Origin of the sequence: Aerococcus sanguinicola (assembly GCF_001543145.1) — a bacterium.
Lineage (GTDB): Bacteria > Bacillota > Bacilli > Lactobacillales > Aerococcaceae > Aerococcus > Aerococcus sanguinicola.
The window spans coordinates 36,788-56,347 of the sequence record NZ_CP014160.1; the positions used below are offsets into that span (position 1 = coordinate 36,788).

Below are 19,560 nucleotides of genomic sequence, written 5' to 3' on the forward strand. Positions count from 1 at the left end.
CCAGAAGAAGTCTCCCATACCATTAACAGCAAGACAGCTAAAGAAGCAAGAGAGGATCGTGATGAAGCCCCTTCATCTCATTCAGAAACTAGAGCTTCTAATCAAGAACTAGAAAAAGTTTCTAAGTTCCCAGTTGAAGGGAAAGAAGACAAAGCTCTTCCTGCTCTTGAACATGTTCAAGGCAAAGACAAAGAGCCGGCCAAAGCCAATCCATCTACCGCTAGTCAGTCCAAACTTCCTCAAACAGGCGCGACCAGCCTCGCTGGACTCGGACTCAGTTTAATTGCGGTGGGTAGCTTGTTGAGCTTCAGAAACAAAAAACGCTAATTTTATTCGCTAATAACAGCTAAAACAATAACCCAACAGCTTCACAGATTTCTCTGCTAAAGCTGTTGGTTTTTTTGGGTTTTTGAATTGTCAATTTAAGCTAGAATTTTCCCCAAACTAAATCACTGATTTTTGGCCTTGCCAATCCATTAACTTTCGACCTTCAGGGTGTCAAGGAGGAAAGCGAAGCGGTCCTTGATACCCTGAAGGTTGAAAGTTAGACTGTCTCAAGGCACAAAATCATCTAAGTATCCCTCTTTGTCACAGTGCTCTAAAAAGACTTCAATGGGTGTGCAATAATCTAGAGATTTTCTTGGAATGGTATTTCGAAAATGAGCCACTTGACTTAATTCTTCTTGTGACACATTTGTGAAATCTATCCCTTTCGTGAGACCATCCCTTCTGAGTAAACCGTTTGAATTCTCATTCAGGCCGCGTTGTGAAGGACAGCCAGGATCAGCGAAATAGATGTTGATATCATTGATATTTGAAATGTCTTTCCAATCTGAAAATTCTTTTCCGCAGTCAAAAGTGATTGATTTAAACATATGACGAGGCAAAGCTTTCAGCCAATCATTCATCGCAACCCTAACATCACAGGCTTTCCGGCTTAAAATTTTGATAGGGATAATCAATTTACTGATCCGCTCAGCTAAAGTTAAAACAGCACTTTTATGGTCTTTACCAACAATAGTATCGCCTTCTAAATGTCCGAATTCCTCGTCATAATGAGGATTCTCTTTTTCACGATCTTCAATTGTTCGTCTAAAATTTTGACGTCCTCGGGTTTCTTTATGGCCATTTGGCCGTCTCTTGCCCTTCATAGCTAATGTTGAAGCATCGAAGTAATCTTCTGTTTGAAAATGGCGATACAATGTGCGTGCGGTACAAGCTAAATCAATTTCATTTCGACCGATAATAACATCCGGAGACCATCCCAAACTAACTTTGCTTTAGACATACTCAATCTGTTCAGAAGTAAAACGTGTCTTTTTAGCACCACAGCGAGACTTATTCGCTTTGTATCGGTCATAGTAATTTTGGATCGTATGCCCATCCTTGATAAAATTGATCACATTGTAGATCGTCTGACCTGAACGATTCAATTTCTTAGCGATATCCATTGTTTTAGTGCCACTTTCATAATAACTTTCTATCCAAATTAACTCTTTCATGGTAAGATATTTGTAAGCTATTTGTGTGAACTCCTTCCTTAACATGGGGATGTTTAAGTTTAGGATACAACGCAAGTGGCCCTTTTTATTTTTCTAGCTTAATTTTACTATCCAAGGCTAATAATATTAGCATTTATTTAAGAACTATCCTATAATATAAATAGGGATATCACATATCTACTTTTAATTTTTCGTCCTTGTCTTTTTAAAAGTAGATTGTGATATCTTTTTTAATAAAAAGTGTTGGTAAACCTCTGGGAGTTCATCAACACTTTTAAATTAAAATCTATTGTTTTATTTTATAATTATAAATGATAATCTACCACAACAATTCATTGAAATAATCTAGATCCAAATATATAATTTCTTGACGTGTAAATTCGATAAGACCTTCTTCAGTTAAAGCTTTAACAACTCGACCAGCTGTTTCACGCGTTGTACCAGAAACGGTTGCTAGTTCACCAATAGTCAATGGATAATTAATAACAATTCTTTCCCCCATGCGATGCCCCAAATCATACATCCAAATTGCTAAGGTTTGAATAACTCTTTGCTTAGCACTCGAAATAGTGGTCATTTGAATACGCCGCTCAGTAAAAACAAGAACTTCAGCAATCATCTGATACATATAAATCATTTGTTCGTTATTTGCCATTGTGATTTTTTCTAATAAATCCCGAGGTATCATAAGTAATATAATTTCAGTGGCAGCAAATCCTGTATAATTATTCATATTATCAGGATTAAGAAACTCACCATAAGGTAAGAATGAATGTCCAGTGACATAATCAATGTATTGGAAATCACCTGTCTCATCTGTTTTCTCCAAACGAATTAAACCTTTTAGAAGATAATAACAATAATTTTTGTAATCTTCTTGGAAAAACAGAACCTGTCCTTTTCCAAATTGATGAATAGTAGAACGGCTTTTAATTTCCATCATTTCTTCCTCTGTAAAACGAGAGAAAAATTCTTCGTCAGATAAATTTTCCATATAATATTCAAAATCTCGGTTCACAATTATGCCACTCCCTCATTGTCTTCTGTAAAACTATTTTTTCTGTGATTATGTAATCTTATTCACATATCTGACATGTAAACTACCAGGGCTTGAAATATTTTATAGTATAAGTCTATATTATCACATGAGAAATGAATATTCACGTTAAAAGCAAGACAATCTATAATAGACAAAAAGCCTCTCAGGACCATGTCTAGTCCAATTGAGAGGCTGAGAAAAGGATAAAGAATTCTACATTTTATTAGGTGCTGCAATACCGAGTAAACTTAAGCCATCTTTTAAGACAATAGCTACTGCAGAAATCAAAGCTATTCTTGCTTCTAATTGCTCATCATCCTCTAAAATACGTGTGTTTCCGTAATACTTATTGAATGCTTGGGCTAAAGAAATTAAATATTTTGATACGACAGAAGGCTCATATTGCTTGGCTGCTCGAATGACTACCTTTGGATATTGTTCAAGTAATTTTACAATTTGCCAACTATAATCATCAGTAACAACATTATTAACGTTAGCTTCTACTTCTTTCCCATATTTTTCTAGAATGGTTTGAATGCGTGCGTGAGCATATTGGACATAAGGACCAGTTTCACCCTCAAATTGAACAACTTCTTGTAAATTAAAATCAAAGTTATGTAATCGTTCATTCTTTAAATCATGGAAGATAACAGCCCCAGGACCAACTTGTGCAGCTACTTCATCTTTGTTAGGAAGATCCGGATTTTTTGTTTCGATTTGTTCATACGCTAATTTAGTCGCTTCGTTTAAAACATCTTCAAGTAAAACAATTTTACCTTTACGAGTCGATAACTTCTTTCCGTTTAAGGTAATTAATCCGAATGGAATATGGTGCATGTCATCTGCCCAATCCCTACCTAAACGTTTTAAAACAGCTTTTAATTGGTTAAAGTGATTTGTCTGTTCATTACCTACAATATAGAGACTCTCAACAAAGTCAAAGGTAGCTTTACGATAATAAGCAGTTGCTAAATCTCTAGTAAGATAAAGGGTTGCTCCATCAGACTTCTGGATAAGTGCTGGTGGTAAGTCTTCCTCATCTAAGCGAACAATAACAGCTCCCTGTTCAACTTCGCTGATTCCTTTATCTTCCAATTCATCGATAATGGGCTGCATTTTATCATTATAAAAGGATTCTCCAGTATAATAATCAAAATGAACATTTAAAAGATCATAGACTTTTTGGAATGCTTTAATTGATTCATCTTTAAACCAATTCCATAAAGCCACAACATCTTCATCACCATCCTCTAGTGCTTTAAAGGCAGCACGCCCTTCTTCATCTAACGCTGGATCTTCTTCAGCGCGTTCATGAAATTCAACATAGAGTTTAACAAGTTCATTAACTGGATCTTTGCGAACTGTCTCTTCATCTCCCCATTTACGATAAGCTACAATCAGCTTACCAAATTGAGTTCCCCAGTCCCCTAAGTGATTAATGCGAATAACATTATAATTTAGCTTTTCTAAAATAAATGAAAGCGCATTACCAATGACTGTTGAACGTAAATGTCCCATTGACATTGGTTTTGCAATGTTAGGTGATGACATATCGATAGTGATATTACCTTGCTTCCCAATATCCGTTTTGCCGTAATCACTGCCTTGTTCGAGTACATTTGAAATTACATGTTTAGTAACGAACTCACGGTTTGATTTAAAATTAATATAAGGTCCAATTGCCGTAATTTCTGAAAAACCTTCTGGATTTCCTAGCTTTTCTGTTATTTCCTCTGCAATTTTTTGTGGGGCTTGTCTATAAGTTTTCGCTAATTGAAAAGTTGGAAAGGCAAGATCACCAAATTCTTGGTTAGCAGGTACTTCAATTAGTCCCATGATTTCATCTTTGTTTAAATGTTCTCCGACAATTGGGTAGAGTAAATCAACAATTTTCTGTTTTTCATCCATAATTATAACCTCCAATTTTAAAAAAAGACACCCCTAGGAGAAATCCTAGAGGTGTCTTTCATATACACGGTACCACTCTATTTCAGATAATAAAATTATCCCTTTAATCAATTTTAACGGATTGAAACCGGATAAAGCTATAATTGCTTTCACTTTATCAAAAATCAAGTGCGTTTCAATAAGTATAGAATTTTGGCTCTCATCATCCCAAATCGCTGTACTTCATCCACTTATCTACTCTCTTGATATAATTTTACTATATCATAGTTATAAACTACACTATCACAACTCATAAAATATTACAAGTTTTTTTTAATTTTTAATTGTTGTGCCTGCGCCAGACCGAATCAATTCTTCTAAGTTTTCTAAAGATGTAATCACCGATTTACGATTTTCATGACCATCGACAAAAGCAATTGTAGCTTCAATCTTTGGCAACATAGAACCTGGGGCAAATTGATCCTCTTTGATATAATCTTGTAATTGACTGACTCTTACTTCTTCTAATTTTTCTTGATTTTCTTTATTATAATTAATGTAAACATAATCTACACCAGTTAATACAATAAATAAATCAGCATCAATTTCGTGAGCTAACTGTTGGGAAGCAAAGTCTTTATCAATTACTGCTTCGACCCCATCTAGCCCATTATCTGTTTCAACAACTGGAATTCCTCCACCACCAGCTGCAACAACCACTTGTCCTGCTTCAATTAAACTTTTGATACTTTCAATTTCATTAATGCGGACAGGTTTAGGTGATGCAACAACCTTACGCCATCCACGGCCAGCATCTTCCTTGAATGTGGCATCTGTTTTTTCCATTTCAGCTTTTGCCTCTTCTTCAGTATAGAAAGGCCCAATTGGCTTAGATGGATCCTTAAATGCGTCATCTTCTTTATCAACAACCACTTGAGTTACTACTGAAGCTACCGACTTATCAATATTATTTTTTTCTAGCTCATTTTGTAAGGCGTTTTGTAACCAATAACCAATGCTCCCTTCAGTCATAGCTACTAAACTATCTAAAGGAAAAGCTGGATTTTCAGGAGAATCACTTTCAATATGTTGTAAGAGTAAATTTCCAACTTGTGGGCCATTCCCATGAGTAATTATTAGTTCATCACCATTTGCAATTAGTTGAACTAGGTATTTAGCAGTTTGTTCTAATGCACTTTTTTGAGCTTCTGCGCTTGGATCATCTGATAAAATAGCATTACCACCTAGAGCAACAACAACTTTTCTTGACATATTTCTTCCTTTCTAGACTTAGTCGACTGCTAATGCACGAATTGCTTGTGCATAGATTTCCATTGCATCATAAAAATTCTTTAATGGCATCGCTTCATTGATTTGATGTTCTGTCATCGGCACATCTGGTAGACAGGCTCCATAAGCCACACAGTTTGGCATGGTACGGGCAAAAGTTGCCCCTCCAGAACTAAGTGGTTTTGAGTTATCACCAGTTAGATTACGATAGACAGTTAAGAGAGTTTGAACCAGTTCACTATCTTCTGGAACATAGAGTGATGCAAGGTAGTCAAATTCCTCATAACGAAGATTATATTCTTGCGCTACTTCTTCAAGTCTCGTTACTAATTCCTCTTTATTAGCTGTAACAGGTATACGCATATCGATACCTAATTTTGATTGATTGGCATCAATTTTTAATTGAGCTAAATTGCAAGTGAGTCCCCCACTCATCTCATCTTCAATTTGACCAAACAGATCTTCACCTGTCGCTTTACTAAAATATTTACTGATAAATTCAAGCATTGGATGTTGATAGCTTTTATTTAATGCTTGGGCTAATTGAACTAACGCATTGACACCTTTCGGAGCATCTTTAGCATGAATGGACTCTCCAATTACAGTCACTTCATCTCCATCGTCTTTATAATCAAATTTCAGTTGATCAAGTGATTCTTTTAGAGTTTCTGAATACTGACCTTGATATTTTGCTTGATCAGGTACGACATTCAAGGCGTGCTGCACATCAAGAGTTAAATCTTCACTACCAGGGCCATATAGATAAAGCTGTAGCAAACCTTTTTCAGCAAAAGTTAGTGGAAAAGCAGAGTCCGGAGCAAAACCATAGTCTGCTTGTTCTTCATTTGCGTTATAACGTTCCATACAGCGCCATAGAGTTTCCTCGTCTGCCCCGAAGATAAATCTAACACGTTTATTCAAATGATAACCGTGATCTAACAGAGACTTAAGTCCGTAAAGAGCAGCTATACTTGGTCCCTTATCATCTTGGCTTCCTCTCCCGTATAATTTTCCATCAGCAAGATTTAGCTCAAAAGGTGGAAAGCGCCAAGCTGTTTCATCACCAGTAGGAACAACGTCTAAATGGCATAGTATCGCTAAAAGTTCATCTCCAGAACCTATTTCAGCATAAGCATAGTAACCTTTTTCATCAATATGCGTTGTCATACCGAGTGATTGACAAGTCTCCATCGCTACTTCTAAGGCATGTTGAATATTATCTCCAAATGGTGTATGTACAGCTTTTTCATCCAGGACAGACGGAATGCTAATCCACTGATCTAAACTTCTTAACGCTTCTTTTTGAACATTAGCTGTTAATTCGTATTCCATACGATCTCTTCCCTTCTATCTTTAGATCACTGCAAAGAGTACTAAAATAATAAGTGAAGCTGCTGCAAGCATTAAGATTAATTTCCACATAAATTTCCACCATGTCGTAATTTCAATCCCTGCAATAGCTAAAGCTGCCATTACAACGCCTGAAGTTGGTGTTATTAAGTTAACAATCCCTGCAGCTGATTGATAAGCAGTAATTACTAAACTTTGAGCAACACCTGCAAAGTCACCTAAAGGCGCCATAATCCCAACGGTTGCTGCTGCCAACCCAGAAGTTGAAGGGATTAAGAATGACATTGGTAAATAGAAAAGATAAGTGAGAATAATAAAGAATCCTGAAGATAAGTTTGATAGAGCCATTTCACCCCAGTGAAGAACAGTAGCAGTGATTTGACCGTCATTCATGATGACTTGAATACCACGAGCTACAGCACAAATTAAGGCAACGCTCAATAAGTCTTTCGCTCCATCGATGAAATTATTCACAAAATCTTCTTCGCCCATACCATATACAAAAGCAATAACGATCCCCATTAAGAAGAACAATACGGTAATCTCTCCTAGATACCATTCACCAAATGGGATGACACTCTGTCCTACTAAGGATCCAAGGATTGGAATACTATTGATCCAATTGTGAATGTCTTGGAAGATGGTGATACCAAATTCGCTCCAAGGAATTAAAGAGATCACCATGATTAAGAAAGTGAACAGGAATAATCCTAAAACAGAACGTTGTTTTGGTGTAATTTCATCAATATCATCTTTAATTTTAAATTTTTCTTTATCTGACTCATACTGATCAGCTATTAAAGAATTACTTGGATCTTTTTGAACCTTCTTTGCATAACGCGTGACATAACTTGCAGCAATGATATACATTACGACCAGCATGATGACCCGAGGAACAATACCATCTCCCAAACCAATACCAGCCATTGAAGATGCAATACCAGTTGCAAATGGGTTCACTGTAGAGGCTAGACATCCAACACCTGACCCTACAAGTACTACTGCAATCCCAACCATGGCATCAAAACCAACTGCCACCATCATTGGAATTAGTAAGGCATAAAATGGTACAGTTTCTTCAGACATTCCATAGGTACTTCCCCCTAAGGCAAAAATACCCATTAAAATCCAAATTAAACGAGTCATATTATCCTTGTTGGCTCGAATTGCTGCGCCAATCCCGGCATCAATTGCTCCCGTGACAGTTACGACTTGTAAGAATCCCCCTAAAACTAAGATGAATAAGGAAATTTGAATAGCACCTTCAGTTAACTCATTACCTGTTAACCCAGCAAATGGAGCAGCTAAGACATCCCAAATCCCTTGGGGGTTACTTTCAATCGTTTGATAAGTCCCAGAGATAAAGTCACCTGCTTCAGTGACATCATATTGTCCTGCTGGAATAATCCATGTAAATATAGCAATAACTATTGTGATTAAGAATAAAATCGTAAAAGATGTTGGCATCTTAAAAGATTTTTTCTTTTTTTGACCTGCCTCGTCCATGTCTCTCATCTCCTTTTCTAAATTTATAATAAAAGGTCAGGATAAGAAGGCCGATGCCTCTCATCCTGACCCTCATTTTGTTCATTATTGAGTCAAAATACTAACCCTCTGTTTCCTACACTTTTGGAATAAAGAGGTTACCATTTGTTGCAGCCATAATCGCTTTAATTGAGTGCATACGATTTTCTGCTTGCTCAAATTGACGTGCATGTTCACCACGGAAGACTTCATCAGTTACTTCCATTTCACTCACATTGAATTTTTCTTCAACATCTTTACCATAAGTTGTTTCTGTATCATGGAAAGCTGGTAGGCAGTGTAAGAAAATCCAATCTTTATTTTCAATATGAGAAGTTAATTCTTTATTAACTTGATAAGGTTTTAGTAGGTTAACACGTTCTTCAAATTTATCTTCTTCACCCATTGATACCCAAACATCTGTATAGATAGCATCTGCATCTTTAACCGCGGAAACAACATCATCTGTTACTTTGACTGTAGCGCCAGATTCTTTTGCGTATCCTTCTGCCATCTTCACAATTTCATCGCTCGTTTGTAGTTCCTTAGGTGCCGCAATTGTAATGTTTACGCCAATTAAAGCGCCCATAACAATCAAGCTATTCGCCATATTATTACGGCCATCGCCGCAATATACTAATGTACGCCCTTCAAGATCTCCAAATTCTTCTTTCATTGTCATAAAGTCGGCGATCATTTGAGTTGGGTGCCATTCATCGGTTAAGCCATTCCATACTGGAACACCTGCAAATTCACCAAGTTGTTCAACAACTTTTTGAGAGAAACCGCGGAATTCAATACCGTCGAACATACTGCCTAAAACAATAGCGGTATCTTCAACTGATTCTTTCTTACCTAATTGGATATCATTAGCACCTAAGAACTCTGGTGCTGCGCCTAGGTCATTTGCAGCAACTGTAAATGCTGAACGAGTACGAGTTGAAGTTTTTTCGAATAGCAGACAAATATTTTGTCCTTTCATATATTCGTGTGGAATACCACGTTTTTTCAAATCCTTAAGATGGATTGAAAAGTCAATTAAATATTTCAATTCATCTGGTGTAAAATCAATTTCTTTTAATAAGTTACGTCCTTGAAACATATTGTTCCTCCTTTAAAAGTTAAGTCGATATTTTTTTATAAGCTTGCTTTTCTTTAAATTAGTAGAGACCTATGACTTTCATGTGGAATTTAAGAATTAGTAAAATTGGAATGATTTGTATATGTATTGGCTAAAACGATCAATAAATTGTTGTAAGTCTGTTATATAGATACAAGGTTATTTTTAGGAAGTGTATTATATTGGAGAAAGTTTATAAGTTAACTGTTTTTAAGTGGCTAGATTAGATGTCTTCACGATATAGAGGCATAGACATGCAACGTGGACCCCCACGACCGCGAACTAATTCACTACCGCGTACTTCGTGCAACTTAATACCATGTTCTTGTAATAACTTATTAGTAACAGTGTTACGGTCATAAACTAATACTTCACCAGGAGCGAGCGTTAAAGTATTTGAACCGTCATTCCATTGTTCACGTGCTGACGCAACGATATCGTCGCCGCCGCAACGAATTAAGGTTACTTCTTCAACTCCTAAAGCATCTTGCAAAATATTTTCAAGTTCATCGACACGTTCTTCGATCTTCACATCATCGCCATCTGGTGTGATTGAATAAACTGTTAAATCACCTTCAATTTCTGGGTGAATCGTAAATTTATCGTAATCAACCATCGTAAATACAGTATCTAAGTGCATGAATTTACGGTTATTTGCGATAGAAAAGGCTAGCACTTCTTTATAGTCTGTTTCTTTAAATAGACGACGTGCTAATTTTTCAATAGAGGCTGCGCCTGTACGTTGAGAAATACCAACTGCTAATGTTGTTGGAGAGAGAACTAATTCATCTCCGCCTTCGATGCGGGTACGTTCTTCACGATCATAGTAACGTGGTACAGCATCGCCACCGTAAGTTGGATGGTAAGTAAAGATATATTTACCATATAATGTTTCACGATTACGGGTGTCGGAATACATATGATTAATAGTTACACCATGGCTCATTGTTGCAAATGGGTCACGAGTAAAATAAAGGTTAGGCATTGGGTCTACTAGGAATGGATATTCAGAATCAACTAAGTCATCTAATGAAACTGCTTCGCCAAGATCCACGTCAATCTTCTTATAACCTTCCATGGTTTTTAGTACCATTTCAAATGTATCGTCATAAGATAAAAGATCAGAGCGGATAGCATCCCAAGCAGCACCAGCTTCAAGGCCGGTTTCACTTAGCCATTCGTCAACAAATTGTTCTTTAACATCTGCTGCATCAATTGCTTCAGCTGCTAAACGTTCAAGGTAAACAACTTCAACCCCAAAATCTTCCATCACTTTTACGAAATTATCGTGTTCTTTTTGAGCTTCCTCTAAATATGGAATATCATCAAACAATAAACGGTCAAGATAGTCAGGAACTAAGTTTTCTAATTCTTTACCTGGTCTATGAACGAGTACTGTTTTTAAACGACCAATTTCAGAAAATACATTAATCGGATGTGTCATTGTTCTTTTCTCTCCTTCTTTATTTATTACACCTGTAGTATAGCAACGTATTGTAAGCGTTTCCTTTATCTTCGTCACACTCCATATGTGTCATCTATCACATTTATGGTTGCGCTTACATCACAAAAAGAAGATGAAGCCTGATATAACAAGCTTCCATAAACCTCATTGTCTTGTTTATAATATTTAATATTTTAATTAATTTTAAATTTGTTTATTTTAAGAAAATATCCTTCTGTCAATAAAATTTATTCTTAATAAAAAACACTAACTAAGTCTTGCATTCTATTTATCTATGTAGTATAATGAGTTTACTTATATAAGGCACCCATGGCTCAACTGGATAGAGTACCTGACTACGAATCAGGCGGTTGCAGGTTCGAATCCTGCTGGGTGCATAAGTAAAGGAGTCTCTAATTAGAGGCTCCTTTTTTCAATAGAAAAAGTACTGTTAGAATCATTTGTTCAATCTATAAGATTTTTATCCTATAGATTGAGCAAATAATGACCTCTAACAGTACTTTTCTTTATTATGCTTTTTTCTAGAAAGGTCCGTATCCAATAATTTGAGCACCTATAACAAACACTAAGCCTATAACCAGCCAAATAATCATCAATGGCATAGAAAATTTAACCCACTTAGAGTATGGAATATCAGCTATTGCTAATTGTGCCATTAAAATACCAGACATTGGCATAATTGAATCTAAGAAACCGTTCCCTAATTGATAACACAATACAGCTGTTTGCCGAGTAACTCCAAGTGCATCTGCTAAGGGTACAGTGATTGGCATGGTAACTGCGGCTTGTCCACTACCTGATGAAATAAAGAAATTGATGATAATTTGAACGATATAAATCCCTACTGCGCTTAGTACACTTGGTAGTGATGAAATTGCGTTTGACATGCTATTGATGATAGTGTCAATTATCATCCCATCTTCTAAAATAACTATTAAGCTCTGAGCCAATCCTACAATCAATGCAGCATATACCATATCCTTGGCCCCTTCAATAAATCCATCTGCAATTTTCCCAGGACGCATCCTAGCAATAAAACCTGCCAAAATCCCCATACCAATAAATACAGCGCCAATTTCTTGTATGTACCAACCAAATTGAATAACTCCAATAGCAATGAGCACAAAAGATAAAGCAAATATAGCTGCAATATTTTTTTGCTGTAAAGTAAAAGGCGGGTCTTCTTTCTTCTCGTGCTTATTTTCTTTAGTTCTCGCTTCTTTTTCTTCTTTATATACAATACTTTGAGTAGGATCCGCTTTTACCTTTCGAGCATAACGACTCAAATAAATAGTTGTTGCAAGCCATACGACTGCAAATAGAAGCAAACGTAATCCCATTCCTGAAAACAATGGTAGATCTGCAATTGATTGCGCTACCCCTACGGAAAAAGGATTCATAAAGCCTGCTGTAAAACCCAATCCTGCTCCTAATCCAATCATACCTACTCCAACAAGAGCATAGTAACCAATACCACGAGCTAGGGTAACACCAAGAGCAATAAAGAGAATTGTTTCCTCACTCAATCCAATTGTAGAGCCCCCAATGCCCATAATTAAAAGAACAATTGGAATAACTAAGCCTTCCTTGCCCTTCAATGCGCGAACGATACGATTTAAAGCAGCTTCGATTGCTCCCGTTTGATTAATAACGCCAAAAGCACCTCCTACAACAAACAAGAAATATGAAATATGTTGACTTCTCTCAAATCCAGTAGGTAAAGATTTTAATATGTCGAATATTCCTTGGGGGTTACTCTCAACGTAACTAAAGGATGTAGGATCGATTACCTCTCGTCCGTCAACCATCGTTCTTTCAAAGGCTCCAGCAGGTACTATCCAAGACATGATAGCTGCTATGACAATAAAACTAAATAATAAAACATAAGTGTGAGGCACACGAACTTGCCTCATATTTTTCCACAAAGTACTCACAATTTTCCTCTCATTCCTTTATAAACCGTTCAATAGAAACTAATATTTGTTTATGTATGCGCTATCATTAGTTAATAAGTCATTCCTTCCCTATTTACTGTGTTCATATGACAGCAAAAATAAAATTATTATAGGTAAATTCTATCACCTTAATCATTAATTAACAAATGAAAAGGCTAACAAAATGATAATTTAAGATAAATGTAAAATAGTAGTAACATATTTTGAATAAAAGAACATGGCAAATTCTGCTTAAACAATGATGTCGAAGCTGAACTTACCATGTTTTTGTGATTCGGTGATTAGATCGTTTTCTATTTGATAGTTATAGCTATTAACTTAACTCCTTTTATTTTTTAAATTTTTTAATGAGAATCACTAAGCGTATAAGTTGATATTAATTGAATAATTCTGTCTCTTTACACAATCCACACACAAACTTTACCCAATATCAATATCCCTCTGATATATTTGTTTTAAAAAGAAACACTTATCATTAGGAGGTCAACCCATGCATACACCCAAACTTTTTTGCACCAAATCCAGTCGCTTTCTCTTGTCTTTGATGGCTTCTGGTGCCATCTTCCTTGCAGCTAATGACGTGCAAGCTGCCGAGCTTTCAGCTAACGCGAATCCTAGCGAGAGTCAGCCGACAAGTACGTTAAGTTCCGATAGCGAATCTACCAATGCCCCTGTGCCTTCTAGTCAAACACGGGGTCAGATTATTGACGATCCTACGATTCCTAGTGAGGGCCGCTGGACCAGTGGCGAAGTTCATGTGCACACAACTTCCTCTAACGATGCCAATGCCTCCTATAATGAATTTGAGAACATCTGAAATGCTGCCTACCGAGAAGATGTGGACCAAATTCCTAGTGGCGGTCAGGCTAGTCTCGATCATAATAGCGGTTTTGATTATTTAATGGTGGCTGACCACCTACGTAAGTCCTCACGCAACCCTGAAGGCCAGGAAGAGCTTACCCCACAATACGAGGTCATTGAACAACAAGTTGCCAGCTTTAATGACCTTAAGTCCCAAGGCAAGTACAAGGGAAAGATCTTTTATTCCGGCTTTGAGTGGGATATGTTCCAACTCGACCACGGCACTGTGGGCATCATTGAAGCTGGGACTAATCGCGTGCCGATTGAAGCGATCCAAGAGTTTGAGTGGAAGTTTGCCTATGATACCCCAACTGAAGTCTTCCACGATAATGAACGTGAAAAATTTGGTGGGCGGCAAAACGACAAGTCAGACATCAATAATACCTTCAAAGGCCTCCACTGGCTCCAAGAAAACTATCCGAAGTCCATTGTGATTGCTAACCACCCTTCCCGTCATGCTGAGGGAAGCGGCGAGGTGCGGATTGAACACCTGCGTAAGATGCACGATACAGCGCCAGATGTCTTTATCGGTATAGAGGGCATGCCAGGTAATCAACTGGGTTATGACCGCGGCGAATTACCTAATGGCTACACTCTAGGTGGTGCGGATAAGATGATTGCAGAAGTTGGCGGCGTTTGGGACGCCTTGTTAGCTGAGGGACGCCACCTCTATAACTTCGCCAATTCAGATTTCCACTTTAAGGTGAGTGACAACCGCATCTACAGTTCCGGTTACTGGCCAAGTGAGTATTCACGCACCTATACTTATGTAGAGGGCGATACTTTCGAAGATGTTGCTGATGGGATGCGAGCTGGTAAATCTTTTAGTGTCTATGGCGACCTGATTACGGGTCTGGATTTCACCGTAGAGCAAGCTGGGCAAAGTGCCAGCATGGGAGGCGACCTCCAAGCTATTAAAGGCCAAGACGCTCAGCTTACCATCCGCTTCAAGGAGGGAGACTTTAACAACTACCAGCCGATTACAGCTGACCACCAGTCGACAGTAAGCAACCAGCCACATTTAGACCATATCGATGTTATTTCGGGACGCATCCTGGGACCAAGTGCAGATGCCACTCAAGCGATCAATCCAACTGCTGAGGTCATCTATCGCATCACCCGTGACCAATTCGGCGAGAAGGATGCGGCGGGTTATTACACTGTTACCCTTCCTATCCAGGTTGATACTGACCGCTACTACCGGCTGCGCGGGACCAACCATGGCTTGAACGTGCCAGGTGAAACGGATGCTGAGGGCAACCCTCTCCCCGACTACCACCTGACCAAGCCCCAACAAGAGGAAGGCGAATCAGATGCTTCTTATGTTGAGCGCATGGCTGCCCACCTAAACGAAGTCAACGATAGAAACTATAGTGACTTATGGTTCTATTCCAACCCCATCTTTGTTTGGGCCCTAGCAGTTACTCCACAACTCCAACCAAGCACTCCCCTACCTGGTCAACCTAGCTCAGAGCCTACTCGGAAACCTAGTCCTTCTCCAGTAAAAACTCAGAATGAAGTCCCTAATCCTGTGACTCCAATTCCTAGCAAAGACCGTCAAGAGCCGTTCATTGAGCCAATCGATTCTAAAGCTAAACAAGAAGTGAAGGCCTCCAAAGAAAGTCAGCTTCAGCTTGTCCAAAATCTGACTAGCACAAGCTCAGATCCAAGCCAAACAAGCGTCCAATCTGAGCGCCAGCCAGCTGAACCAGGCAAAGCAAATAAAGCAAGCACTCCCCAGTCCAAACTTCCTCAAACAGGCGCCACTACCCTAGCTGGACTCGGCCTCAGCTTGATTACAATTGGTAGCTTAATGAGCTTCAGACGTAAAAAATCCTAAGTTCCATCATCATTTATAGTCAAAACAAAAACCCAGCAGCTTCACCGATTTCTCCGCAGAAGCTGCTGGGTTTATTATTTTTAACGAATTATAAAATAAAATTAGCATTGTTTTCAGGCTTTAAATCAAACTAGAATTAAAATATTTTTTTGCTATTCAAATTGTGAGTAGGAGTGGAGCGTTGAAGCTGCTCGAGCCGGTGCTATGCTTTAGCCGTTGGAGTTTTAGCGACTTACGGATAAAGTACAAGACAGCTTCAGCCGTGTTGATCATCTGAACATTCAAGGACCAAATTCAACAGCGCAACGCATGCTCACCAGCACCATTCATTAAGAAATTTTTAATTAAACAACCCTATCCCCTAAAATAATCCAACAAATGCTGCCAGACCTCGCCGTCAAAGACCTTCAAGAAGAAATGGTCGCTGACCAGGCCATAGCCTAGCATGAGGCCGATAAGAAAGAGGCAGACCAGGACCAGGAGATAGAGGCCCCAGCGCTGCCAGGTTCTCAGACCGCGCCTAGATTTCGCCATAGGACCACCTAGTCGAAGAAGTCGCTGGCTGGCCGGCTTTGTAATTCATCGGCGTCAATCCGCTTAATATCCGCCCCCAAGGCTTGGAGCTTGTCTTCCAAGTGGTGGTAGCCCCGGTCCAGGTACTGCAATTGGGAAACAACTGTGGTACCTTCTGCCACCAGGCCCGCAATAATCAAGGCTGCAGCGGCTCTCAGGTCGGTCGCTTGGACGCTGGCAGCTTGGAGCTGACTAGGGCCTTCGAAGCTCACGGTGTCGCCGTGGATCTTGAATTGGGCATCCATGCGGCGGAGTTCTTCCAGGTGCATAAAGCGGTTCTCGAAGACCGTCTCTTCCATAACCGAACTGCCCTCTGCGCGAATTTGGGCGATGGTAAAGGGCGCTTGGAGGTCAGTTGGGAAGCCTGGATAAGGCAGGGTTTTGACATTGGTTGCCTTCAAGTGACCGTCTGACTTAACCAGGACGGCATCCATTTCTTCCACGATTTCGACCCCCATTTCCCGTAGCTTGGAGATCAGGGGCAGGTTGTGTTCCACCAAGGCATCCTTAACCAGGACCTCGCCCCCAGCAACAGCAGTGGCCAGGATAAAGGTTCCGGCCTCGATCCGGTCGGGAATGACGCAGTGGTCGGTCCCGTGCATGGCGTCGACACCCGTAATCTTAATGGTATCGGTCCCGGCGCCCTGGACTTGGGCCCCCATCCGGTTGAGGTAGTTGGCCAAGTCTACGATTTCTGGTTCCTTAGCCACATTCTCAATCGTGGTAACTCCTTCTGCTAAGACAGCGGCCATCATGATGTTTTCAGTCGCGCCAACGCTGGGGAAGTCCAGGTAGATATCGGTTCCCACGAGCTGGTCGGCCCGGGCTTCGACATAGCCATTGGTCATAGTAACCTCAGCTCCCAAGGCTTCAAAACCCTTGATATGGAGGTCAATCGGCCGCGAACCAATCGCACAGCCACCTGGCATGGCCACTTTGACATGGCCAAAACGAGCCAGGAGGGGTCCCATAACCACGACGGAAGCCCGCATCTTGCTGACAAGTTCAAAGGGCGTTTCGGTCCTTAACTGGCCTTCTGAGACCACCTCGATTTGTTGCTTGGCTTCGTCAAAGTGGACCTCTGCATCCAAATAAGCCAGGACTTCTTTCATAATATAGACGTCCGACAAGAGCGGCACGTTGTTGATTAAATTTTTCCCTTCAGAGGCTAAGAGGGTCGCCGCTAAAATCGGTAGGACTGCATTCTTAGCCCCATCAACCTTGACCTCTCCCTGGAGGGTCTTGCCTCCCCGCACAATTATATTCTCCATGTAACTGGAAACACCACCTTCATCAGTATTCAATTAACTATTATACACAAAAAAATCCAAGTGATAAAGTCTCCCCACTTCTAGTGAGGGACTGACTTGGATTTTTGTATACGGCTGGCTTAGAGTGTCCCGAAGAGACGGTCACCAGCGTCACCGAGGCCAGGCACAATATAGCCATGTTCATTTAATTTTTCGTCCAGAGCGGCTGTATAGATGTCGACTTCTGGGTACTTGTCTTGGATGGTCTTAACTCCTTCTGGTGCGGAAACCAGGCAGACAAAGTCAATGTGTGCAGGGTCTACGTCGCGTTTCACCAAGGAATCGATAGCCATGAGCGCAGAGCCCCCAGTAGCTAACATGGGGTCGACAATAATCACTTGGCGCTCTTCAATGTCATTTGGCATCTTGAAGAAGTACTCTTGGGGTTCCAAGGTTTCTTCATCACGGAACATACCAATATGGCCCACCTTAGCAGCTGGTACCAGGGTGAGGATCCCGTCAACCATGCCCAAACCTGCTCTCAGGATCGGTGCAATAGCGACTTTTTTACCGGTGATCATTTTTTGCTTGGTTACAGCAACTGGTGTTTCGACTTCCACTTCTTCTAGCGGTAAGCTGCGGGTGACTTCATAACCGAGGAAGACCGTAATCTCATTAACGAGTTCACGGAAGCCCTTTGAGCCTAAGTCCTTATCCCGTAACAAGGTCATCTTATGTTGAACCAATGGATGATCAATCACGTGTAATTTTCCCATTTTCTGCCTCCAATATTTAGATTCGTATTCAAGCTTCTCTAATTACTTTACCACTAATTCAGCTAATTGCAAGGAAAAATAGCTGGCTGCTTAGTGAAAAGTCGACCTTAATCAAAGACCTGGACACTGGCCTTGAGCAGGCGGTTCTGATAGCCTGCTGAAGCTTCTCCTTCATCGATCCATTCCACTAGGATAAGGTCAATGTCTGAACAGTCATCAGCCCCCCGTAAGGCATCGAAGAGGCGCTGGGTAGCGGTCTTAAGGTCAGGGCCTAGCGAGTAGGTCTGGGCCACGGCTGGAAGGCCAGCCAGACAAGCCTCCCGTCCGGCACAGAAGATGGCCTGGTCAGCATGGGCCTGGATAACTTCCGCCATCCGGTCCGCCGTTACCGCATAGACCGTCTCATGGGGGCTGTAGTGGCGGTACTTCATGCCCGGGGCCTTGGGTTGTTGGTCAGCTTCCACCCTTAATTGGTCAGGATAAGACACTTCAGGCCCATCCAAGACCGCCTCGATCTCGCCCCTAGCGATATGGCCGGGACGGAGGATAAAGAGGCCACGCGGATCAGATAGATCAAGGACCGTGGACTCAACCCCAATCCGAGTGGGTTGGCTGGCTAGGATGCCCGCGATCTTCCCGTCGAAGTCGTGGCGGACATGGTCTAGCTTGGTGGGGCTGGGCTTCCCTGACAGGTTGGCAGAGGGCCCGACAAGAGGAAAGCCCACCGCTTCGATTAATTGGAGAGTCAAGGGATGGTCCGGCATCCGCAAGCCCACGGTATCGAGGCCGCCCGTCACTGTCGGGGCAAAGACGTCCTCCTTGACGGGCAGAATCAGGGTCAAGGGACCTGGCCAGAAGGCATCCTGGAGTTTTTTCACCCAGCTTCTTTGGTCGGGCGTCAGGTCTTTCACATAGTCGAAGAGGTCTTCTTTGTGGGCCAGGTGGACAATCAGCGGATTATCGCTTGGCCGCCCCTTGACTTGGTAGACGGCTTGGACCGCTTGATCGTTAGAGGCGATAGCCCCCAAACCAAAAACCGTCTCGGTGGGAAAAGCCACCAATTGACCATCACGCAAGGCTTGGGCCGCTTCTTCGATCCTGTCCGCTTGATAAATTTCCGTCATCTTT

Annotated in this window: 14 protein-coding genes, 1 tRNA gene and 1 pseudogene; 3 read left to right on the plus strand and 13 right to left on the minus strand. The window is 40.6% G+C overall.

Translation table 11 applies throughout. The features are described 5' to 3' along the window. Positions 1–554: 554 nt before the first annotated feature. From AWM72_RS00240 to arcA, 8 genes and pseudogenes are all read right to left on the minus strand, one after another. Positions 555–1,523, minus strand: a pseudogene (locus AWM72_RS00240) (IS30 family transposase). A gap of 298 nt (positions 1,524–1,821) precedes the next feature. Next, positions 1,822–2,520: a Crp/Fnr family transcriptional regulator gene (locus AWM72_RS00245; RefSeq protein ID WP_230081923.1), complete on the minus strand. Its 699-nt coding sequence runs from the start codon at positions 2,518–2,520 to the stop codon at positions 1,822–1,824. A gap of 234 nt (positions 2,521–2,754) precedes the next feature. Further along, positions 2,755–4,449, minus strand: a complete 1,695-nt coding sequence (gene argS, locus AWM72_RS00250; protein WP_067971484.1) for an arginine--tRNA ligase — start codon at positions 4,447–4,449, stop codon at positions 2,755–2,757. Between the two features lie 312 nt (positions 4,450–4,761). Further along, entirely contained in the window at positions 4,762–5,700 is a 939-nt protein-coding gene (arcC, locus tag AWM72_RS00255; RefSeq protein WP_067971487.1) for a carbamate kinase, read from the minus strand. Between the two features lie 18 nt (positions 5,701–5,718). Continuing rightward, entirely contained in the window at positions 5,719–7,050 is a 1,332-nt protein-coding gene (locus tag AWM72_RS00260) for a M20 family metallopeptidase (RefSeq protein ID WP_067971491.1), read from the minus strand. A 21-nt stretch (positions 7,051–7,071) separates the two neighbouring features. Next, the gene (locus AWM72_RS00265) at positions 7,072–8,583 is read right to left on the minus strand and encodes a YfcC family protein (protein WP_067971495.1); all 1,512 of its coding nucleotides are present in this window, start codon (positions 8,581–8,583) and stop codon (positions 7,072–7,074) included. A 106-nt stretch (positions 8,584–8,689) separates the two neighbouring features. After that, positions 8,690–9,694 carry an ornithine carbamoyltransferase gene (gene argF / locus AWM72_RS00270; RefSeq protein ID WP_067971501.1) on the minus strand — a complete coding sequence of 335 codons (1,005 nt, stop codon included), beginning with the start codon at positions 9,692–9,694 and terminating at the stop codon, positions 8,690–8,692. Between the two features lie 241 nt (positions 9,695–9,935). Then, on the minus strand, positions 9,936–11,156 hold the full coding sequence (gene arcA, locus AWM72_RS00275; protein ID WP_067971504.1) for an arginine deiminase: 1,221 nt from the start codon (positions 11,154–11,156) through the stop codon (positions 9,936–9,938). Between the two features lie 324 nt (positions 11,157–11,480). Between arcA and AWM72_RS00280 the strand changes: the two genes are divergently transcribed. Beyond that, positions 11,481–11,554, plus strand: a tRNA-Arg gene (locus AWM72_RS00280). A gap of 144 nt (positions 11,555–11,698) precedes the next feature. Here the strand turns inward: AWM72_RS00280 and AWM72_RS00285 are convergent. Continuing rightward, positions 11,699–13,111, minus strand: a complete 1,413-nt coding sequence (locus tag AWM72_RS00285; protein ID WP_201784124.1) for a YfcC family protein — start codon at positions 13,109–13,111, stop codon at positions 11,699–11,701. 511 nt (positions 13,112–13,622) lie between these two features. Here AWM72_RS00285 and AWM72_RS00290 point away from each other — a divergent pair. Both AWM72_RS00290 and AWM72_RS00295 read left to right on the plus strand, forming a co-directional pair. Next, positions 13,623–13,949, plus strand: coding sequence for a hypothetical protein (locus AWM72_RS00290; RefSeq protein ID WP_067971512.1), 327 nt, complete (start codon positions 13,623–13,625; stop codon positions 13,947–13,949). Positions 13,950–13,970: 21 nt separating this feature from the next. Continuing rightward, positions 13,971–15,833, plus strand: a complete 1,863-nt coding sequence (locus AWM72_RS00295; RefSeq protein WP_067971515.1) for an LPXTG cell wall anchor domain-containing protein — start codon at positions 13,971–13,973, stop codon at positions 15,831–15,833. A gap of 354 nt (positions 15,834–16,187) precedes the next feature. Here the strand turns inward: AWM72_RS00295 and AWM72_RS00300 are convergent, their stop codons facing one another. The 4 genes from AWM72_RS00300 to AWM72_RS00315 form a co-directional block, all read right to left on the minus strand. Next, positions 16,188–16,367 (minus strand): DNA-directed RNA polymerase subunit beta, encoded by a 180-nt coding sequence (locus tag AWM72_RS00300; protein ID WP_067971518.1) that lies wholly within the window; start codon positions 16,365–16,367, stop codon positions 16,188–16,190. A gap of 8 nt (positions 16,368–16,375) precedes the next feature. Further along, a complete protein-coding gene (murA, locus tag AWM72_RS00305; RefSeq protein WP_067971521.1) occupies positions 16,376–17,677 on the minus strand; it encodes a UDP-N-acetylglucosamine 1-carboxyvinyltransferase in 1,302 nt (433 codons plus the stop codon). Positions 17,678–17,796: 119 nt separating this feature from the next. Beyond that, positions 17,797–18,432, minus strand: coding sequence for a uracil phosphoribosyltransferase (gene upp, locus AWM72_RS00310; protein ID WP_067971524.1), 636 nt, complete (start codon positions 18,430–18,432; stop codon positions 17,797–17,799). A 107-nt stretch (positions 18,433–18,539) separates the two neighbouring features. Then, a complete protein-coding gene (locus AWM72_RS00315) occupies positions 18,540–19,556 on the minus strand; it encodes an L-threonylcarbamoyladenylate synthase (protein WP_067971526.1) in 1,017 nt (338 codons plus the stop codon). Positions 19,557–19,560 lie beyond the last annotated feature (4 nt).